Genomic DNA, 19,765 nt, shown 5'->3' on the forward strand with positions numbered 1-19,765 from the left:
TCATTAATTCTGGGGTGTAGGCGCCAATATCTCATTCTCTTAACTCTTATCTTTGTGTTCTTTGTGTCTTTGTGGTTAATCCTCTTACACCCTAAAACTTTTGACATGGACTACTAGGCATTGATTTTTCTGTGTGTTTGCCTTATATCATTCTCTTAAGTAATAATTTAGAGCTTCCTATATGTCTAGCTTAAATAGTACATATGACCCTCGTAAAGCTGAGTGGGATGATACACCAATCGAAAGGTGGGAACCAGCCAAATGGAAGCAGTGGAAAGCGAAAAGTCCCGCATCCGACGAGTTTGCGAAACTAGAACGTGAGTATTTACGCATGAAGCACTCAGTTCAACTGGCTAATTCGGCGTTATTACTGGAAAGGGTAAAAGTTAAGCTGAAATTAACAACTGCTAAATCAATTGGATTACAAGGTACTTTTCCCTGTAAACCTGGGGATGTAGGAAAAAATAGAAGTCCTAATAAACAGTATATCATTTCTCTTGGTTTTACGGCAAATGATGTTGGTTTAAAACTTGCTATTACCAAAGCGCGCGAGTTAGATTTATTATTAGTGACGAAACAATTTCAATGGACTGCTGAATTATTGGGAAAACAAGCGCAGAAAAAACTACCAGATACACAAAAACCTCAAAAGTTAATTTCCGAACTCATCAAAGAATACGAACAAGCATTTTGGAAAACTCACGCACGTAACCGTCAAGGAATACGCACTTGGGAAAGTCATTACCTCCGACATCTGAATAAACTACCCCAAGATGAGCCTTTAACATTACAAGCAATAGAAACTGCCTTAGAGAAAACTCAACCAAACAGTTCCTCACGTTTTTACTTATCCTGGCAGTTGAAAAAATTCTCAGACTTTTGTGGTATAGACGCCGTTAAAAATATTACAGCTTATGCGACTCCAAACCCTAGTCCCACAATTAGAAGAGTTCCCACAGACGAAGAAATAATCGAAGGTTTTCGCGTAATAGGGGCGCCGCTTTCACCGTATGCTAGTAAACAAAATATTACATTCCCTGAACAATGGCAGTGGGCATACGGAATGTTGGCGACTTACGGGTTGAGACCACATGAACTATTTGCAGTAGACTTAGAAGCTTTTACAAGTCGCGATAACACCTTCCACCTAATTAGATTAAACCCTGCCTTAACAGAAGGAACAAAAACTGGCGAACGTAACTGTGGTGTACCACCCTTATACCCACACTGGGTAGAACTATTCGATTTAAAAAATATCAAGGCGCCAGCATTGGGACGAACATTAAACAACCAAACAGCGAAACTGCATATCCGGTTTAGAAGCGTCAAATTAGACTTCCGTCCCTACGACCTGCGTCACGCATATGCAATACGTGGACATCGTTTAAGAGTCCCCATCAAAACAATGTCCGACTACATGGGACACACAGTCAACGAACACACAAAAACCTATCAACGTTGGATGAGTGAAGATGCCAACCTAGAAATTTATAAAGAAGTAGTCATCCATCGAGTAGGAAAAAATTTAGAAGCACTTCAAGAAAGAAACAAAGAGCTAGAAGCCGAAAACATCGCCTTAAAAGCGGAAAACAACACCTTAAAATCCCTTCTACTCAAACACCAATTAGGAGAATTCTTAATTTAATCTTCATTTGCAACGGTCATAAAACGTAGGGTGTGTCACAGCAACAAAATCAAACAACGAAGCGAAAATTTAATGCTGTAACGCACCATCACACTGTAATTTAGAGATGGTGCGTGGCGCCAAACGATTTTTATTTGTATTTAAGGTTGTTCTTGGCGCCACGCACCCTACACTGTGACGCACTAAATTACAGTAAACTAGCAGAATCAACGTCCAAAAACAACATCGCTTGTGAATAATGACGTAAAATAGAAGCAGGACAACTAGGAGTAACCGAGGATTTCAACATTGTTTTGATAATTTCTGCCTTACGTAAACTCGGCGCCAGACAGATAATTTTTTTAGCAGCACAAATAACAGGCATCGTAACAGTGAAAGCATACTGGGGTACTTGTTCAATATTACAAAAGTATCGAGTATTAACCTGTTGCTGACGGTTCACTTCATCAAGCTTGACTAATTTAATAACGTATGGGTCATCAAAATTTGCAACTTTTGGGTCATTAAACGCTAAATGCCCATTCTCACCAATACCTAGCATACACAAATCTATCGGCTGCGCTTGCAAAAGATTTGTGTAGCGCGCGCACTCTGTTAACGGTTGTTGTGTATCACCCTCTATATAGTGAAACACCTTCAGATTAACTTTTTGTTCAACCCTCTCCTTTAAATACCGTCGAAAACTCGCAGAATGGTCTGCCGAAATTCCTAAATACTCGTCTAAATGGAAACAAGTAACTCGTGACCAATCAATTCCACCCAGTGATATCAACTCGTCTAAAAACTTCAACTGTGAATTACCTGTAGCTAATAGTACACTTACTGTTGACTGCGACTGCAATACGTGACATAAATACTCATTGGCTTGAAACGCAGCAGCGCGCGCTATCTCGGCTTCAGAATTATAGACGCTTACCTGTAGCTCCGAGACGCGAAAATTCTTAAAAGCAGTTATCATCGGGACTTTAGATTAATGTCAGAGGGCAACTTTTATTATAGTTTTCCTCTTCATCAAGCAAAGTCCACCAAACACAACCTATTATCATGTACACTAATTAATTAAACTTCATAATAGTTTACAAGGAATTATGCTGACAGCTGTTCTGTTTGACTTAGATGGCACTCTCGTCAATACTGACCCCATCCATTTCTTAGCTTGGCAGAAAATGCTAAGTCGGTACGATATACATATAGACGAAAGTTTTTACCAAAACAATATTAGCGGGAGATTAAATCCAGAAATACTCGCAGATATCTTACCACAGTTATCAACACAAGAAGCTGTGGAATTTGCTGATGAAAAAGAAGCGATGTTTCGCGATATGGCACCATGTTTACAACGTTTACCTGGACTTAATGAACTATTAACTTGGACTGAAATACACCACATCAAACGCGCGTTAGTTACAAACGCACCGCGTGCGAATGCTCATTTTATGTTAGATGTCTTAGGACTAAAAACCGCATTTGAACTGATAGTGCTAGCAGAAAACGAAGCAGCAGCAAAACCAGACCCTACACCGTATCGGGTTGCTGTAGAACGTTTGGAAGTTAGTTTAGAAAACGCTATCGCACTCGAAGACTCACCCTCTGGTATTAAATCAGCAGTCGGTGCTGGTCTAAGAACGATTGGTGTTGCATCAACTCACGACCCAGATAAATTATGCTCGCTAGGCGCCTTTATGGCAATACCCGATTTTACAGACTTACACCTCTGGACGTTCTTTACTTCTCAGATACAACAAACATCCGTTACCAGTAAGTAATATAACTCTGTAGTAAGAAAATCGAACCGCAAAGGACGCAAAGAACGCAAAGACAGAATTTTAGGTATATATATTTACCACAGAGACGCAGATGAGTCAGATCCGTGAGCGGCTTGCCTATTTGAGGCGACTGGCGTGACACAGAGAAGAGAGGAACGGGGATCAAAAATGTGATTTTCGTTTTGTAACTGGGAATACTAAGTAAGCACTCAAGTATTACCTAGTTACAACTATATGAGTATACGGTATTTACCCTTTACGAGATGGTGGCATTGGATTCTAACTATACTCCTCGCAACAAGCGGTTTGGCAGTTGGTGCTGTTTCGTATTTAGCAAAATCTCCCGAGGAAAGTAGCTGTGTTTCAGAATCAAGCATGGATACAGCTGCTGCAATAATATATTGTGCAAGCACTTTGGTTGATCTACAAGACACATCCAAATTAGGAAGAGCGATGAAATTGGTTGACTCTATTCCCCCAGATAACCCCTTGCGTCCCAACGCTGATAATTTGATTCAACGCTGGTCAGAAGCTACGATGCACTTAAGTCAAAAAGCTTTTCATGAAGGTGATTTACATAAAGCTGTTGAAATTGCCGAAGAAATTCCTGATAATCATTCTTCTTCTCAAGTGGTGAAGGAACAAATTAAAGATTGGCAGTCGATATGGTCGCAAGCTGAAGGAATTTATGCTTCCGCTTTGTCGCAGGTTGAAGATAATGCCTCTAAAAACTGGTACACTGCTCTCAATAAAGCTAAACAGCTACAAACTTTGAAAAATGATTATTGGGCGAATACTAAATATTATGAATTAGTTCATCACATTCAAGGCGCCCGTGAAAACAAAGAAAAAGCGGATAAGGAGCAAAAATCAGCATTTCAAAAATCTGAGACTGATACTGATATAAGCAGCGCAAGTAGTACAAACGATGTTAGGAATGACGACGACTTCGGTCAATTAAAAAAGGCGCGCGCGCTTGCTAATTCTGATAAGATTGACGATATGCGGGCTGCTCTAGTTGAAGCAAGTATGGTGATTTCTGAATCTCATCGTGAAGACGCGCGTAAATTGACTACTGAGACAGAGAAGAAAATTGCTGTTTTAGAAGATAGCACTTACTTGGAAGAAGCTAAGAAGTTGGCTACTAAGAATGATGAGATATCTTTGAAGATGGCAATTAATGAAGCAAAGTTAATCGAAAAAGACCGTCCTCTTTATAAGAAGGCAAATGAATATATTGCTAGATGGGACAAACAAATATTATCCCAATCGTTTCAAGCCGTTAATCCCAAAAAGGCGCCCGTAGTTCAAAAAGTCAGCCAAAAGACGGTTAAAAATCCCAAAAAACCCATTCAAAATAAAAATCAAGATACTTTTGATGGACAAAATGAGTTCAAGCCGATTTTAGGAGATTATAACACAAAAGAAAATTTCTCGATAGATAAATTAGAAGAAATGCAAATTAACTATTCGCAATAAAGAATAGTAGTGCTGGGTGCGTTTACCATTATTTGGTTTTATTAAGAAAAGTTGAAACATAAACGTTGTAGGTAGAATAGAATTAATAAACGCGCACATGCACCCCTTTACCTGATGACCTCCTCAACCCTAGAAAGACTACCTCGTCTCAACGCTCCACAAATACACTACTTACCCAATGGTCTAACGATAGTAGCAGAGCAAATGCCTATTGATGCTGTAAACTTAAGTTTATGGCTTTCGATTGGTAGTTACTCAGAACCTGACGAAATTAATGGAATGGCTCATTTTCTTGAGCATATGATATTTAAAGGAACTCAAAGACTACAAAGCGGAGAATTTGAACGAAGAATTGAGCAGCGTGGTGCTGTAACAAATGCTGCTACTAGCCAAGACTATACACATTACTATCTAACTTGTGCCCCTCAAGATTTTACTGAACTGGCGCCGTTGCAAATGGATGTGGTATTAAACCCGTTAATTCCCGATGATGCATTTGAACGCGAAAGGTTAGTAGTATTAGAAGAAATTCGCAGGAGTGATGATAATCCTCGGCGCCGAATCTTTACTAAAATGATGGACATGTCCTTTTGTGAATCACCGTATCGTCGTCAGGTGTTAGGAAGCACTTCAGTAGTATCACAGCTTCAACCCCAGCAAATGCGAGATTTCCATTCGCATTGGTATCAGCCAAAGTCAATGACAGCAGTAGTTGTAGGTAACTTGCCCGTCGAAAAGTTAATCGATACCGTTATTTTAGGGTTTGCCAATGATAAGGAGCAAACACCATATCAAAAAACAATAAGTCAACCAGAAACACCATTTAAGAAAATTGTTCGCAGTGTACATATAGATAAAAGCTTACAACAAGCGCGTTTAGCAATGATTTGGCGAGTTCCTGGGTTGAACGACCTGAGTCAAACCTATGCTTTAGATGTACTCGCAGCAATTTTAGGACATGGACGTACATCTAGGTTAGTACGTGACCTGCGAGAAAATAGAGGTTTAGTATCGCACATCGGCGCCAGCAACATGAATTTTCAACACCAAGGAATATTTTATGTTTCAGCACAGTGTCCGGTAGAAAATTTAGAAATAGTAGAAAATGTTATATGCGAACACATCCGTGCGCTTTCTGCTGAACCAGTTAGTGCTTCCGAACTAACCCGTATTAGTTCTCAGGTCGCAAAGCGATTTGTTTTCGCGAATGAATCTCCCAGCGATAGAGCTTCTTTATATGGTTATTATCAATCACTCGTAGGCGCCTTAGAACCAGCTTTTGATTACCCTTCTCACATTCAAGGGCAAAATTCCACACACTTAATGCAAGCAGCAAAAAAATATTTACCAAATGATGCTTACGGTGCAGTAATTGTAAAACCTTTTTAAGCCGTTTTGAACGCAAAACATCAAATACCCCCCTTCTTTTACCAAGTCGGGGGGTATCAAAAATTTTAAACTAAATTTCAAACTTAATCTCAAACTAAATTTCAAACTAATCTATCGAAGTCGGGATTCCTAAAATAGTACATCCTAAGTCAGAACCTAAAGACTGAACTAGTGGGTGGTAAAAAGACTTACAACCCAAAAACAATATATCCGCGTTTTCAGATTGAACAACTTGCTTGAGTTCAGCTGCAACAGAGCCAAAGCGTAAATATGCTTTAAAATTACTTTGCCATTCTTCCGCTAAAGAACGCGCGGAATAAAGAATATTATCTGCTTGCTCTATCTTTGTCAAACAGCTTTCGTGAAATCTTTGTTCCAATAACACGGGTGTAACAGATTTTGACGTATTTGGTAAATCACAAGCGAAATACTCATAAGTAGGTTGACTACTAGTATTAATATAAGTATCTCGTGTATCTCGTGTATCACCTATGTAGCAGTTTTGTTCTTCCTCGACTACATAAACAGCTTGAACTAGCACTCGCATGTTTGACGCTAACCTTGCTTGATGTGCCATACATAAAGCTATATCCAGTGCAGTATGGCTGTAACAAGAACTGTTGTACGCAACAATAAACTTTGCCGTATTTCCAAGTCCATCATTCTTGTCAATACTCGTGAAGTTACTATTTGTTGCCGTCATGCTCCAACTTGCAGATGGTGCCAGTATCATTTGCTCGATTAAATCATCTCGACCAATAGTGTTTTGAAGTCGAGTTAACATTGGCTTTATTTTCACAGTTTCACTTCTCTCCAGATATAAAGAACAACGCGCAAAGGAGTGGAGATGTCAATCTTAGATATTCTCATGTTTTAATTAATGAATTGTCAAGATTTGATGACACTTCACTTACTTATAATAAGCAAATCTAAAATTGATGATAAGGAAACCCGAATTAAACTGTTATTACAGCCATATATAAGGGAGTTCCTTCCAAAGCTTACGGAGTTAGCTGACGGGCAAAGGCTGGAAGGTGCCTCTCATAGATTAGCCCCAAAGAACTGGTTCCTCCGTTCTAAATTCAGTTGTACTGAATTTAGATTCAGCTACCTATTTTGAATCAACGGATGTACATAGGTATATATATCAGGTTGACTTAACGTAACTCGATAACAATATATGATTATATATGTTATTGCTGCTAAAATATCTATCCTTAGATTAATTTTGCGGGTGTGTAAGATTCCCGACTTGCTTAAGAAGCACGGAATCTTAAAGCAAAGTATATTAATATAAATTAACTTAATTTTTTCGATTTAACTTAATTAATCTTTACATTTGATTACTTTTGCTCCCTAGATTGGATAGCGCGCGTACAAAGCCAATTATTTGGAAGCATTGCAGGCCATCCTTTACGTATAGCTTCAGGGCAGATAGTATGAATGGTGAGCTGACAGTCAAGCATATCCAAACCAGCTTTTTCTACCTGTTTCAAGGCTTGTTTGAAAACTGAACTATTTTCAAACTCCACGGTCATATTACACTGAATACACACTGCATGGTGATGGTTATTTTGGGAGTTGGTGTTTAACTCATAGTGCTTATGAACTTCTGCTAACTCCAACTCACGTAAAATTTTCATCCGAGTCATTAGCTTTAAAGTCCGGTATATCGTTGACAAGCTGATTTTTTCTTCACGCTCCGATAACAACTCATGCACTTCCTCTGCGCTTAAATGACTGCCTTGAGGAAGATTTTCAAAAAGCTGCAATATTACTTCACGTTGGGAAGTAAAACGCCATCCTTTTGCATTAAGCTCAGACTTGAGAGAACCTGATGTATCCATAATGGACTCTTGAATAATATTTTAGTACTAGCAAAGGCGCCGTAAAGACGCAGCAGCTAATGTGTATAGATTAACAATACTGTGCCATTACGGAGTGATTTGCAATAAAAAGTATTATTGAGAAAGGGATATAAGAATTTTAGTGCAAACTTTTTGCAATAAATTTCATTTTACTGTAATGTCTTATTAGTTGATTATAAATTGCAACAACTAGTAAATCAAACGTGAAGGTTGAGAGTACAATGTCTGCAAAAATCGGACTGTTTTATAGCAGTACAACGGGTAACACCGATGCTATAGCTGAATTAATACGGAATGAGTTTGGCAAAGAGATAGTAAAATTGTATTGCGTAGCAGAAGCTAGCGAGGAAGATTTTGCAAAGTATGATAAACTAATTATTGGCTCGCCAACTTGGGGTATTGGGAGGTTACAGAGTGATTGGGAAGTTTTTTTGCCAAGGCTTGAAAATATAAATTTTCGGAATAAAAAAGTTGCATACTTTGGTTTAGGAGACCAAGTAGAATATCCATACAACTTTGTTGATGCGATGGGGATATTAGCAACTAAGATAACCTTATTAGGAGGTATTAGGGTTGGTTGTTGGTCTACAGAAGGTTACAATTTTGAAGAATCCAAAGCTTTAATTAGTCGTAGACCAGTTGAATTGAGTAATGGGTCAATAGCGATAATTGAGGGTCAAGTAATACAACTCAGAAATGGCACTAGAGCTTCTACTCAGGGAGAATTTGTTGGACTTGCGATAGATGAAGATAACCAACCTGAATTAACTCTAGAGCGCATTCGCATCTGGGTAGCTCAAATTAAACAGCATTTCTAACAAATATTCTAACAATTGTTACACAAATTATCAAAATATAAAGATTTGCAATAATTAAGTTACATTCAAACGGCGTAAGTGTAACATTTTTGATGTTCAAGTAACATACAAAACATTTAAGAGTTAGATAAAGGTGGCGCCATGACAACACAAGGCAAACTAGAAGTCACTCTCAAAATTAATGAGTTTCCATCCGATGTTAAAACAGCGGAGAATAATTGGAAGTCTTTTGACGTTGATTGTGATGGTAGAATTATTACCATAACGATTAAGCCAAAAGTATTCAAAAAGTTAGAAGATGCCCAAGCTAATTATCCGATGTGGGTTGCTGCAATTGCTGGTAAAATGGGCGCCGCTACAGAAAACGGATTTATTTTAGCAGAACCCAACATACAAGTCTTCGAGAAGAAAGCAAAACCTCAACCAGAAGCAGAACCTGTTGCTTCGTAATTTTATTTTAATGTTGTTGTTGTTGTAGAGACTAAAGATGTTTAGTCTCTACATTATTATGGGGATATTGAACAGGCAGTATAACAGTAAACGTGGTGCCTTTTCCCTCTCCAGCACTTGCAGCTTGTACAGTACCACCGTGAGACTCAACAAAGTGCTTTACAATTGAAAGTCCTAAACCTAAACCACCAAAAGAGCGGGTACTAGAAGAGTCTGCTTGTCGGAAACGGTCGAATACACAAGGCAAAAATTCCGGTTTTATACCAATACCCGTGTCACTAACTACAAGTTCAACATATGAGTTTATCTTTTTCAGAGACACGCTTACTGTTCCGCCTTTAGGTGTAAATTTAATCGAATTTGATATAAGATTCCATATAACTTGTTGTAACCTATTTTCATCACCAAGTATAGAAATAGGTTGAACATCTCGCTGAACATCTACAAGTATTTGGAACTGTATTTCCTTTGCTTGTGCAGCTGGAGTAAGAGATTCTTTAGCGAGTTGAATTAATTCAGTAAGGTTAACGTTTTTTAATTCGAGTTTAGTTTTGCCTAAAATAATTAGGCTCATATCAAGAAGGTCTTCGATAATTCTTGCTTGCGCGCGTGAGTTTCTTTCAATAACCTCAAGACCTTTGCTAAATTCTGCGCTGATATTCTTTTGTTTACGTAAAATTTGTGCCCAACCAAGGATAGTGTTAAGTGGTGTCCTTAACTCATGGGAAACAGTTGCTAAAAATTCATCCTTGAGGCGCCCTAAAAGTTCGGCTTGCGCGCGGGCTGCTCGTTCACTGTCTAAAAGCGCTTCTCGGTTAAATTCTAACTGCTTACGCTCAGTAATATCACGTAAGTAAACTGAAAGCCCGTCAAGAGAAGGGTAGGCACATACTTCTACCCAAAGCTTAGAATAAGGAGCTAGTACTTCAAATTGAACTGGAACTTGCTCGTCCATAGCTTTATAATACTGTTCTTCAAAAACAGTTCCCTTTGCTACCTCAAATTCCTCCCAAATAACTTTCCCTAGCATATCCGAACGGTTTCTGCCAAAGTATTCTTCACACCTTCTGTTTACATAAGTAAAACGCCATTGTTGATCAAGACCGTAGAAAACATCAGTTATCCGTTCGAGAATAGTTTCCCGTTCCTTCGCTGCTTCAACTTTCATTCTTGACGACTCAGCTTCTTGTCGTAACGAAGCCATTTCCAAAGTCGCCTTTACCCGAGCCAAAAGCTCTCGCGCGCTAAAAGGCTTGACTAAATAATCGTCCGCTCCCGATAAAAGTCCCTCAACACGTGATTCTGAGCCTGCTCTCGCTGAAAGAAGTACAATTGGTATACAGCGAGTACGTTCGTTTGAGCGCAATTTACTAAGAAGACCAAAACCATCAAGTTTCGGCATCATTACATCGCTTAATATTAAGTCTGGGACTTGTTGGAGTACACTTTCAAAAGCTGCTTCGCCATCTGCGACAGTTACAACTTCATATTGTGTGCATAAAAGTTTCCGCACGTATTCACGCATATCTGCATTATCATCTGCTAGAAGTACGCGCGGTCGAGATTGGTTTGTATCAAGGATATTTACTGCTTCAACCGAGTGTGTATCATTGACCAACCACCCAAATGCTTCTTCAACAAATGCGTCTGTCCTAATACTTACTGTTGTTAGCGCGCGCTCAGGTTCAATTTGTGAGGCAATTTGTGAGGCAATTTGTGAGGCAGAAGGTTGGTGTGTACGAGATGGAACTGAAACAGTAAAAGTACTCCCTTGACCATATATACTATCTACCTGTACAGTACCATCATGAAGTTGTACTAGTTCTTGTACAAGCGCAAGCCCAATACCACTACCTTCGTAAGTTCGGCCTTGTGTTCCTTCAACGCGATGAAATCGTTTAAATATATTTTCAAGCTCAGAAGAGTGAATTCCAATACCTGTATCTTCAACCTTTAGCTCAATATTCTTCCCAATTCTACGCTGTTGAACCGTAATTTTTCCCTGTTGAGTAAATTTCAAGGCGTTTGAGAGAAGGTTAAGGATAATTTTCTCCCACATATCCCGGTCAACATACACAGGTTCTTCTAATGGTGGACAATTAACTACAAGCTCTAAGCCAGCTTTTTCAATTGCAGCCCGAAACATACTCGCTAAATCTGTTGTTAATGTCGCTAAGTCCGTCAGCTCGTAATTTGCTTCAATTCGTTTTGCTTCGATACGGGAGAAATCAAGGAGCGTATTCACAAGTTTCAGTAATCTTAAACTATTACGGTGAGCCACGGCAATTTGCTCTCTTACAGTTGCCGTAATTTCCGGGTCATTAAGCGCATCCTCCAAAGGACTTAACATTAGCGTCAAAGGAGTGCGAAACTCATGACTGATGTTAGAGAAAAATACAGTTTTTACTCTGTCAAGTTCGGCAAGCTTCTCAGCTCGTTGACGTTCTTCTTCATGAACTTGAGTGTTTCGTATAGCTACAGAGACTTGACCTACAAGAAGTTCATAAAATGAACTATAACCTTCATCAAGCGCGCGGTTAGGGCTAACACCAGCAACCATAACACCAAGAGGCGCCCCAGTTGATGAAGCGATGGGCATAACAAGTGCCGTACTAGTAGGTTCGTTCCAAGGACCACCTGGTAAAAATTGATGCTGGTTTATATTCTCAATTAAAACAGTTTCACCAACAGCAGCTTTTCGTAGCGACCATATATCTTGTTGAGGCACCGAGATATGTATATTATCTAAATTATTTAAATTATCTAAATCTATTGAAACAGGGCTGAGAAGCTCACTATCGGGAACCCCAACCTTACTATAAAGCGTAATTTTTCCATCTGTCGAGCGAAGATAAATTAGTGCAAACGGTACATCAAGAGGATGTTGAGCAATTGAAAACGTAATATCGCGACATGTTTTTTCAACATTCCGAGTTTCACCAGCTTTAGAAGCAAGGTCACGAAGCAGTCGTAACCTACGCTCTCCCAAAACCTGTTGCGTTACCTCGCTACAAACACAAAACATACCGACAATTTGCCCTACATCATTTTCAGCAGGAGCATGAGAAAGGCTAAAATAAGACTCTTCACGATAACCGGAACGCTCTAAAACCAGCATTTGAGCCTCAACCCAATTAGCCATCCCAGTTGTCATAACTTCATTAATCATTGGACCAAGCGTATCCCAAGCTTCAGCCAACGTAATTCTAATATCAATACCAAGAGCGTGAGGATGTTTATCACCGATAAGCTTCGAGTAAGCATCATTGTAGAACTGAATTAAATGCTCACCCCAAATTAAAATCATGGGATACCGTGAAGCTAAAAGAGTTCTAACAGTACTTTTAAGGCTTTGCGACCATGTATCAACCGCACCAACTGGTGTACTTGCCCAGTCAAAACCTCGCATCAGTACACTCATTTCGCCTGTTCCTGAGAAGAAATCTACTTGGTGCCCATTATTCATTTACCATTTTTCTCCTGAATTTGTAAAAAATCGTAAATGTGGAGACGGTCGAATTCAGCACAATATACTATAGCATAAATAATCAAATGCTTTCCATAAGTCGGCGCTGCTTTATTTTGAAGAGTCCGTTTGCAACAAATGTAACGGATAAGTTATTTGTTACAAACAAAGTTAGTGGTCTGTGTCATTAATTCTGGGGTGTTCTTTCTTCTTAATTCTTTCTTTGCGTACTTTGCGTACTTTGCGGTTCGTAAAAAAAATAACCGCAAAGGACGCAAAGGCGCAAAGAAAGAAAAGAAAAGTTACTTTTAGAGACTTGTGTGTACACGGTAGCCTTATTAAGGGGGGTCAGGGGGGATTAAACACTGGGTCATAATAAAGAAACAGGCAGGGATGCCTGTTCCACAACTGTTGCACAAGATGGGAAAAATGGTTTAGTTTATTAAAATAGTCTTAAGTTTTGATAAGATTTTATAATATATAGTTTGGTAAAAATTTAGTGGCAGCATATTTAGGTAAAGACTATTCGGACAAAGATTATTCAGATATAGATATTGCGCCATATATCGACCATTCGCTGCTGGTTCCGACGGCAACACCGGATATGGTTGAGCAATGGTGTGAACAAGCCGATAGATATCGGTTTGCGTCAGTATGTGTATATCCTACCTATGTAAAGCTGGCGGCAGAGCTTTTACACAATAAAAGTCCTCTCGTTTGTACGGTGATTGGTTTTCCTACGGGGGCAACGACGAGTGCTACAAAGCTGTATGAGGCACAGGAAGCGGCAGAAAATGGCGCCACCGAGCTAGATGTTGTGTTAAATTTAGGCTGGTTAAAAGCGGGGAAAACCGAACAAGTCTTCCGTGAAATTGCTGATATTTGTGAAGCAACTGGACAAAATATTAAGGTAATATTAGAAACAAGCTTACTGACAGATACTGAGAAGCGTCTGGGTGCGGAAATTGCAATGGATGCAGGCGCCGCATTTTTGAAGACAAGTACGGGATGGAACGGAGGCGCCACGGTAGAAGATGTACGTCTTTTGAAAGAGGTTGCACGAGATCGAGTTGGAATTAAAGCTTCAGGAGGTATTCGGACGCCACAAGCAGCTTTAGACTTAATATTAGCGGGGGCATCTCGACTAGGGACTTCGCGCAGTGTCGAATTGCTCAAACAGCGCGATACAGGTGTCCCGTCTGGTAGTTATTAACGTCTGTGTGACTAATGAGTAAAACTTACAAAGCAACTGGTATTAATCTGAAAAACCAAGTATTTGGCGAATCAGATAGGTTAGTGACTATTTTAACTAAAGAGTACGGTTTACTTACAGCCATTGCACCGGGCGCGCGTAAGCACAACTCAAGTTTAGGGGGTAGAAGTGCAATGTTTGTAGTTAACGAAGTACTGATTGCCAAAGGACGGTCACTCGACAAAATTACACAAGCTTCGACTGTAAAATCATATCCGGGTTTGGCTAAAGATTTAGGAAAATTAGCCGCGAGTCAATACTTGGCTGAAATAGTTTTGTGCCAAGCATTGAGCGAAAACCCTCAAGAAGAACTATACGAGTTACTCAACGAGCATTTAGCCCGTTTAGAAGATGTTGGTACTAATAACTCATTACAAGTAGTCGCACAACTTTGCCATGCAGTTTTTCAGTTCCTCGCTTTAGCTGGGTTTGCACCCCAAGTTGAAGCTTGTTGTTTGACTCGGCGCCCTTTAACTCCAGATTTTGGCGCCGCACGCAACCAGGTTGGATTTAGCGTCAATGCTGGTGGAACTATTTGTTTAGCTGAATGGGAAAAAATACGTTCTGCACAAAACCAGTTAAACGAGGAGGAAACTTCATCGAATATTTTACGTGAAACTGGAGGGAGTTATAAGACACAACTATACGAAACAATCCACCACTCTATTGAGTTACCCACACTAACCAAGCGCCTAAATGCGACAGAATTATTTCTGTTTCAGCAGTTACCGCAATTAGATATTACTCATAGTCATAACTCAAGAGAGGACAATACTCACGAAAAGAGTTGGTTATCTGTTGAGCAGGTATTACGGCAATATGCTCAATACCATTTAGGACGCTCAATACGCTCTGCTGCCTTAATAGATTCTTATTTTGCTGCTAATTATGATGCAACCGTCTGAACTAGAAAAAAAAACCAATCATCCATTACCATCTCACCTCGCAAAGCCAAATCGAACACCCATATCTAGCAGTAATCATCCTGCCGATTCTACATCACCGCCGACATTCATCAAAGTGTCTCCAATTGATGCGAATGCAAAAAATGGCGCCTCGACTACAGAAAATGGTACTTCATCTTTAACTAACGGCAAGGGAGGTGGAGACTCTGTAGAAACTGTAGAATCTACTGATGATAACCGTACTGGATTTTTACCTGTATTAAAAAACCCAAGTTTCTTGGCACTTTGGGGAGGTCAAGTTTTCTGCCAACTGGCTGATAAAGTGTACTTAGTACTAATGATTGCTTTGATTAAAACCCACTTCCAAACTGCAGATCAAACAATTAGTGGTTGGGTTTCAGCGGTCATGATGGCTTTTACAATTCCAGCAGTACTATTTGGTTCGTTAGCTGGTGTGTTTGTAGACCGTTGGTCGAAGAAAATAGTTTTAGTAGCTACAAATGTTTTACGTGGTCTATTCGTTTTTGTTATACCAATGCTGTTGTGGTTAACACATAACTTACAACCAGTTGGTGCCTTACCTGTGGGTTTTTTAATTATTTTGGCGGTAACTTTTTTAGTCTCGACTTTAACACAATTTTTTGCACCAGCTGAACAAGCTGCTATTCCTTTAATCGTTGAAGAAAAAAATTTGCTAACTGCGAACTCACTGTATACAACTACGATGATGGCATCGGTGATTATTGGGTTTGCGGTAGGAGAACCGATGCTCAATTTCGCAGATAGAGTTTGGAGTCAACTAGGCTTTTTTAACAATTTGGGTAAAGAATTTGTAGTGGGTGGAAGCTATGCGCTTGCTGGGATGATTTTATTGCTTATTGGTACTCATGAAAAGCCACATCCATCAACCGAGGCGCCGCATGTTCTGACTGATTTGCGCGACGGTTTACGCTATCTGAAATCGAATCTTCCCTTGCGTGGCGCCCTCCTACAGTTAATAGCCTTATTTTCTGTGTTTGCCGCACTGACTGTTTTAGCTGTAAGAATGGCTGAAATTATACCAAACATGAAAGCTGAACAGTTTGGTTTTTTACTTGCTTCTGGTGGTATTGGGATTGGCATTGGCGCCATGATTATTGGTAGTAAGTTTGGTACTCTGTTGCAGCACAGCCAAATGAGTTTGTACGGATGTATTGGAATGACAGCATCGTTAGTTGGACTGTCAATATTTACAAAACAACTTTATATTGCATTAACGTTAATTATGTTATTGGGAATATTTGGAGCGTTAATTGCGATACCAACACAAACCTTTATTCAAACCCAGACGTCTCCAGAAATGCGTGGTAAAATTTTTGGGCTGCAAAACAATGTGATTAATATTGCTCTTTCTTTACCGTTGGCATTAGCTGGAGTTGCTGAAACATTTTTCGGTCTCCAAGCAGTATTCTTAGGACTTGCAATTATAGTCCTCTTGAGCTATGGCTTATCACGGTATAAATCTGAAAATGAAAGTGTTGTTTAATCACCGTCTTTTACATGAATCATAATATATAGTTTACCGAAAGCCCTTACGGAAATGTTAAACTCGATAAAACAGCGTTTGATTATCTACTTCAACCCAAGAAATTTTACTTAGATTGAATGTATTTTATTTACGCAGATAGTAAATACAGTCAGGGGTAATTATTTGACCAACTTGATAGAAAGCTATTGCACTTTAAACTAATACAACGGCGCGCGTGATTGACAAAAGTTAACTTTTAGTGGTTATTATATATTTCGGCGGGATTTTATGATAATAAAAGTCCATAGAGTGTAGATGTACCGAAGCATAGAGCGTGCTTGCACGTCGCAGTACTAAAAAACCATCATTTACCCGCAAGTTAATAACTAATTAAAGAATGCGTATAGCTTGGATTGGAAAAAAAACACCCTTTTGTGGTAACGTCACTTACAGTCGAGAAATTACAAATGCATTGCTCGACCGAGGACATCAGGTAAGCTTTCTGCACTTTGCTACTGAGCAGAATGCTGATAATTCATGGAATTGTCAAGAAGTCCCCTTACCTTTTATTTACAAATCTCAGGTTTATACGATTCCATCTTTTAAAGCGACTAAATTGTTAACGCAGTCGCTCAAACGTATTAGACCTGACATTGTACATGCCTCGCTAACGTTATCACCTTTAGATTTTGTACTACCGGAAATTTGCGAAGAGCTAAATTTACCGCTAATAGCCACTTTCCACACACCGTTTGCGGGTAAAGGCGCCAAACTGGTATCAGGGACGCAGCTTTTAGCATATCAACTCTATGCGCCATTTCTATATAATTACGATTCCACGATTATTTTCTCGCAAATACAGCGCGAGTTATTAGCACGTTTGGGTGTACCAGAAGATAATATTGCTGTGATTCCCAACGGCGTAGATACTATTAAATATTCTCCTGGTGCTTCGTCAATTAAAGCCAAATTTCAAGCCGAACGTTTGTTTGTTTATCAAGGACGTATTGCCGCAGAAAAGAACGTCGAGTCTTTGTTGCGTGCGTGGAGACAAGCACAAATGGGGTCACAAAGCAAGCTATTAATAGTTGGTGATGGTCCATTAAAGAATTCTCTCGAACCATTCTACGGCGCCGAACATAACATTATTTGGTTAGGTTTTGTAGCAGACGAACAGCGGAGAATAGAAATATTACGGGGTGCAGATGTATTTATACTACCTTCATTAGTTGAAGGTTTATCGCTGTCTTTACTCGAAGCAATGGCTTGTGGAATTGCTTGTATTGCCACAGATGTCGGTGCCGATGGAGAAGCGTTAGAAGGAGCAGGAGTAATATTAGATACAAAGAGTGTGCGTTCACAACTAAGAACTTTACTGCCCTTATTTCAAGACCATCCAGAACTGACGGTTGTGCTTGGACAAAAAGCCAGAGCGCGCGCTATTGAACGTTATACGCTCGATAAAAATGTTTCCCAACTAGAAGAACTGTATACTCAGGTCTTAAAAAGACCACGTTTACAAATATTCCGTGGCGCCTAGCTTCCCTCTTTCCTCTATATCCATATTGTGGAATGGGCATCCTTGCCCGTTCCAAACTAAGGGCTTTTTAATGGTTCTGAAGGCAACAAATAAATAACTCCAGAAATAACAGTCAGTGCCACACACACCCAAAACGCAGCCAGCGAGGGTAGTCTCCAACTTTCTCCGAGCGGTGCAATTAAAAGCGCTATCGCAATAATTTGACTAACCGTTTTGAGCTTACCCCAAATATTCGCTCCAGATATAGTAGCTTGATTAACACGCCAACCAGCTATCGCCAACTCCCTACCCAAAATCACAAATACTCCCCAAGCTGGTATTTGCCCAAGCTCAATTAACGAAAGTAAAGGCGCCAGTACAAGTAGCTTATCAACCAAAGGGTCAAGAAACTTACCCAAATCAGTAATTTGATTTAACTTACGCGCGAGATATCCATCCAACCAATCAGTAAGCGCGCATACCAAAAATATGACCAAGCATATCCATCTTGCCTGCGGTGTAGGGTTCTGCAACCCATACAGCAAAAACGGTATACCCAAAAGTCGAGAGAAAGTAATTAAATTGGGAATATTCATTAATAAAAATTATTTGTAAAATTTATAATATTCTTTTGTACAGGACTAAATCATTCTAGCTGATGGCACAACTTTATTATCGGGGGATGGTAGAGGAAAATGGTAAACCGAAAGTAGGACGTAATGCCAGATTGCTGGGAGTTAGACCAGGTAAAGACATCGACGTTGAACAAATGCCTAGGGGTTGGTTCGATGAAGATGGATACTTACTACCTGAAAAGGTACGTAAATTGACTGATGAAGTAGTATATGCAGCAATTAGAAACAAAAAAGGGATGTCTACTTCGCTGTCAATTAAAAGTTTGCCCGAATTTCGCAAACCGATGAAATTTGGAGGCACTGGGAAGGATCCTTTATGGCAAATTGAAGATGGCAAAATTATTGGAGCGCTCGAAGCAGTTCAAGATAGTCCTAATCACGTTAGTATTATGCCAAGAAGCACAATGCTTTTAGAAAAATATGAAAAAGCTTTAGCTGATACCCAGAACGATTGGGTACTCGTTTAATAGCTTAGTATAGTTAATAGGAGAACATTAATGGCATGGGTATTTAGCTTATCTGCTGAATGTGGTTCCGAGCAAGCGCGCGCGCAGGAATTTTCGCGGCATTTTGATGGCGTTTATTGGACTCTTTCAAATGGTACTCAGTCCGAATGTCAGGTAAGTATTTTTCAAGATATTGAGGACAACTGGTGGTGTAGAGTTTGCCCTAATAACATTAGTGAAGTAGGAGTAGATACCGCAGAAACAGCTTATTCAATGACAGAATTAGGTTTATTGCTGTATCAAGGTTTGCTCTCTGCTCCTAGTTTCCGTTATGCATTGGTAGGCGTAGAAGTTGATGAATTTAGAACTTACAACGAATTATTAGAGGATTTACCAAATTTCGCTTTCCCAGGTTTAGTTCTATCTCTTAGTATTTGGCAAGAATCTGGTTCACCTCAAAATTTTCAGCCTTTTCGCTCAGGATATGTCTGGAAAGCTTATGAAGGCGAGGTCTATAAGCCACTTACCACATCGCTAGATTTAAAAACTAAACTTAATCAATTGCTGACTGTGCAGTAATATTTATTTACAATCTAATCCTACCTGCTCTAAAGTTCTGG

The 19,765-nt window shown here is 39.6% G+C and carries 17 protein-coding genes and 1 riboswitch; of the genes, 12 read left to right on the forward strand and 5 right to left on the reverse strand.

The features are described 5' to 3' along the window. Positions 1 to 181 precede the first annotated feature (181 nt). The gene (locus AC2JBO_RS30710) at positions 182 to 1,645 is read left to right on the forward strand and encodes an integrase (protein ID WP_496957424.1); all 1,464 of its coding nucleotides are present in this window, start codon (positions 182 to 184) and stop codon (positions 1,643 to 1,645) included. Between the two features lie 187 nt (positions 1,646 to 1,832). Here the strand turns inward: AC2JBO_RS30710 and AC2JBO_RS30715 are convergent, their stop codons facing one another. Continuing rightward, complete coding sequence (locus tag AC2JBO_RS30715; protein WP_496957425.1) at positions 1,833 to 2,603, reverse strand: glucosamine-6-phosphate deaminase; 771 nt, start codon at positions 2,601 to 2,603, stop codon at positions 1,833 to 1,835. 130 nt (positions 2,604 to 2,733) lie between these two features. On the opposite strand from AC2JBO_RS30715, the gene AC2JBO_RS30720 reads away from it, so the two are divergent. The 3 genes from AC2JBO_RS30720 (at position 2,734) to AC2JBO_RS30730 (ending at position 6,279) form a co-directional block, all read left to right on the forward strand. Beyond that, a complete protein-coding gene (locus tag AC2JBO_RS30720; RefSeq protein WP_496957426.1) occupies positions 2,734 to 3,411 on the forward strand; it encodes an HAD family hydrolase in 678 nt (225 codons plus the stop codon). Positions 3,412 to 3,645: 234 nt separating this feature from the next. After that, complete coding sequence (locus tag AC2JBO_RS30725; RefSeq protein ID WP_496957427.1) at positions 3,646 to 4,890, forward strand: hypothetical protein; 1,245 nt, start codon at positions 3,646 to 3,648, stop codon at positions 4,888 to 4,890. A gap of 114 nt (positions 4,891 to 5,004) precedes the next feature. Beyond that, a complete protein-coding gene (locus AC2JBO_RS30730; RefSeq protein ID WP_496957428.1) occupies positions 5,005 to 6,279 on the forward strand; it encodes a M16 family metallopeptidase in 1,275 nt (424 codons plus the stop codon). A gap of 106 nt (positions 6,280 to 6,385) precedes the next feature. Here AC2JBO_RS30730 and AC2JBO_RS30735 read toward each other — a convergent pair whose 3' ends face one another. Both AC2JBO_RS30735 and AC2JBO_RS30740 read right to left on the reverse strand, forming a co-directional pair. Then, the gene (locus AC2JBO_RS30735) at positions 6,386 to 7,078 is read right to left on the reverse strand and encodes a universal stress protein (protein ID WP_496957429.1); all 693 of its coding nucleotides are present in this window, start codon (positions 7,076 to 7,078) and stop codon (positions 6,386 to 6,388) included. A gap of 184 nt (positions 7,079 to 7,262) precedes the next feature. Then, a riboswitch (cyclic di-AMP (ydaO/yuaA leader) is annotated at positions 7,263 to 7,398 on the reverse strand. Positions 7,399 to 7,622: 224 nt separating this feature from the next. Then, the gene (locus AC2JBO_RS30740; protein ID WP_496957430.1) at positions 7,623 to 8,126 is read right to left on the reverse strand and encodes a Fur family transcriptional regulator; all 504 of its coding nucleotides are present in this window, start codon (positions 8,124 to 8,126) and stop codon (positions 7,623 to 7,625) included. Between the two features lie 242 nt (positions 8,127 to 8,368). Between AC2JBO_RS30740 and AC2JBO_RS30745 the strand changes: the two genes are divergently transcribed. Together AC2JBO_RS30745 and AC2JBO_RS30750 are read left to right on the forward strand one after the other, a co-directional pair. After that, positions 8,369 to 8,965, forward strand: coding sequence for a flavodoxin (locus AC2JBO_RS30745; protein ID WP_496957431.1), 597 nt, complete (start codon positions 8,369 to 8,371; stop codon positions 8,963 to 8,965). A 141-nt stretch (positions 8,966 to 9,106) separates the two neighbouring features. Then, a complete protein-coding gene (locus AC2JBO_RS30750) occupies positions 9,107 to 9,415 on the forward strand; it encodes a fertility inhibition FinO-like protein (protein WP_496957432.1) in 309 nt (102 codons plus the stop codon). A 31-nt stretch (positions 9,416 to 9,446) separates the two neighbouring features. On the opposite strand, the gene AC2JBO_RS30755 is transcribed toward AC2JBO_RS30750, so the two are convergent. Continuing rightward, complete coding sequence (locus tag AC2JBO_RS30755; protein ID WP_496957433.1) at positions 9,447 to 12,881, reverse strand: ATP-binding protein; 3,435 nt, start codon at positions 12,879 to 12,881, stop codon at positions 9,447 to 9,449. A gap of 499 nt (positions 12,882 to 13,380) precedes the next feature. Between AC2JBO_RS30755 and deoC the strand changes: the two genes are divergently transcribed. The 4 genes from deoC (at position 13,381) to AC2JBO_RS30775 (ending at position 18,085) form a co-directional block, all read left to right on the forward strand. Next, positions 13,381 to 14,094 (forward strand): deoxyribose-phosphate aldolase, encoded by a 714-nt coding sequence (gene deoC / locus AC2JBO_RS30760; RefSeq protein WP_496957434.1) that lies wholly within the window; start codon positions 13,381 to 13,383, stop codon positions 14,092 to 14,094. Between the two features lie 14 nt (positions 14,095 to 14,108). Next, positions 14,109 to 15,038 (forward strand): DNA repair protein RecO, encoded by a 930-nt coding sequence (gene recO / locus AC2JBO_RS30765; protein ID WP_496957435.1) that lies wholly within the window; start codon positions 14,109 to 14,111, stop codon positions 15,036 to 15,038. Next, the gene (locus tag AC2JBO_RS30770) at positions 15,025 to 16,563 is read left to right on the forward strand and encodes an MFS transporter (protein WP_496957440.1); all 1,539 of its coding nucleotides are present in this window, start codon (positions 15,025 to 15,027) and stop codon (positions 16,561 to 16,563) included. The genes recO and AC2JBO_RS30770 overlap by 14 nt, the downstream gene beginning before the upstream one ends. Positions 16,564 to 16,942: 379 nt before the next feature. Next, positions 16,943 to 18,085, forward strand: a complete 1,143-nt coding sequence (locus AC2JBO_RS30775) for a glycosyltransferase family 4 protein (RefSeq protein WP_496957436.1) — start codon at positions 16,943 to 16,945, stop codon at positions 18,083 to 18,085. Positions 18,086 to 18,141: 56 nt separating this feature from the next. Here AC2JBO_RS30775 and pgsA read toward each other — a convergent pair whose 3' ends face one another. After that, positions 18,142 to 18,660, reverse strand: coding sequence for a CDP-diacylglycerol--glycerol-3-phosphate 3-phosphatidyltransferase (pgsA, locus tag AC2JBO_RS30780; RefSeq protein ID WP_496957437.1), 519 nt, complete (start codon positions 18,658 to 18,660; stop codon positions 18,142 to 18,144). 62 nt (positions 18,661 to 18,722) lie between these two features. On the opposite strand from pgsA, the gene AC2JBO_RS30785 reads away from it, so the two are divergent. Both AC2JBO_RS30785 and AC2JBO_RS30790 read left to right on the forward strand, forming a co-directional pair. Further along, complete coding sequence (locus AC2JBO_RS30785; RefSeq protein ID WP_496957438.1) at positions 18,723 to 19,166, forward strand: Tse2 family ADP-ribosyltransferase toxin; 444 nt, start codon at positions 18,723 to 18,725, stop codon at positions 19,164 to 19,166. Between the two features lie 30 nt (positions 19,167 to 19,196). Further along, positions 19,197 to 19,724, forward strand: a complete 528-nt coding sequence (locus AC2JBO_RS30790) for a hypothetical protein (protein ID WP_496957439.1) — start codon at positions 19,197 to 19,199, stop codon at positions 19,722 to 19,724. The last annotated feature ends 41 nt before the right edge of the window (positions 19,725 to 19,765 follow it).

The organism is Calothrix sp. CBUCES-K 9914, from assembly GCF_059640475.1.

What these genes read in the sequence shown, in the direction of transcription:
- AC2JBO_RS30710 (WP_496957424.1), top strand. Translation starts at nt 182, where the DNA reads ATGTCTAGCTTAAATAGTACATATGACCCTCGTAAAGCTGAGTGGGAT.
- AC2JBO_RS30715 (WP_496957425.1), bottom strand. Translation starts at nt 2,603, where the DNA reads ATGATAACTGCTTTTAAGAATTTTCGCGTCTCGGAGCTACAGGTAAGC.
- AC2JBO_RS30720 (WP_496957426.1), top strand. Translation starts at nt 2,734, where the DNA reads ATGCTGACAGCTGTTCTGTTTGACTTAGATGGCACTCTCGTCAATACT.
- AC2JBO_RS30725 (WP_496957427.1), top strand. Translation starts at nt 3,646, where the DNA reads ATGAGTATACGGTATTTACCCTTTACGAGATGGTGGCATTGGATTCTA.
- AC2JBO_RS30730 (WP_496957428.1), top strand. Translation starts at nt 5,005, where the DNA reads ATGACCTCCTCAACCCTAGAAAGACTACCTCGTCTCAACGCTCCACAA.
- AC2JBO_RS30740 (WP_496957430.1), bottom strand. Translation starts at nt 8,126, where the DNA reads ATGGATACATCAGGTTCTCTCAAGTCTGAGCTTAATGCAAAAGGATGG.
- AC2JBO_RS30745 (WP_496957431.1), top strand. Translation starts at nt 8,369, where the DNA reads ATGTCTGCAAAAATCGGACTGTTTTATAGCAGTACAACGGGTAACACC.
- AC2JBO_RS30750 (WP_496957432.1), top strand. Translation starts at nt 9,107, where the DNA reads ATGACAACACAAGGCAAACTAGAAGTCACTCTCAAAATTAATGAGTTT.
- AC2JBO_RS30755 (WP_496957433.1), bottom strand. Translation starts at nt 12,881, where the DNA reads ATGAATAATGGGCACCAAGTAGATTTCTTCTCAGGAACAGGCGAAATG.
- recO (WP_496957435.1), top strand. Translation starts at nt 14,109, where the DNA reads ATGAGTAAAACTTACAAAGCAACTGGTATTAATCTGAAAAACCAAGTA.
- AC2JBO_RS30770 (WP_496957440.1), top strand. Translation starts at nt 15,025, where the DNA reads ATGCAACCGTCTGAACTAGAAAAAAAAACCAATCATCCATTACCATCT.
- AC2JBO_RS30775 (WP_496957436.1), top strand. Translation starts at nt 16,943, where the DNA reads ATGCGTATAGCTTGGATTGGAAAAAAAACACCCTTTTGTGGTAACGTC.
- pgsA (WP_496957437.1), bottom strand. Translation starts at nt 18,660, where the DNA reads ATGAATATTCCCAATTTAATTACTTTCTCTCGACTTTTGGGTATACCG.
- AC2JBO_RS30785 (WP_496957438.1), top strand. Translation starts at nt 18,723, where the DNA reads ATGGCACAACTTTATTATCGGGGGATGGTAGAGGAAAATGGTAAACCG.
- AC2JBO_RS30790 (WP_496957439.1), top strand. Translation starts at nt 19,197, where the DNA reads ATGGCATGGGTATTTAGCTTATCTGCTGAATGTGGTTCCGAGCAAGCG.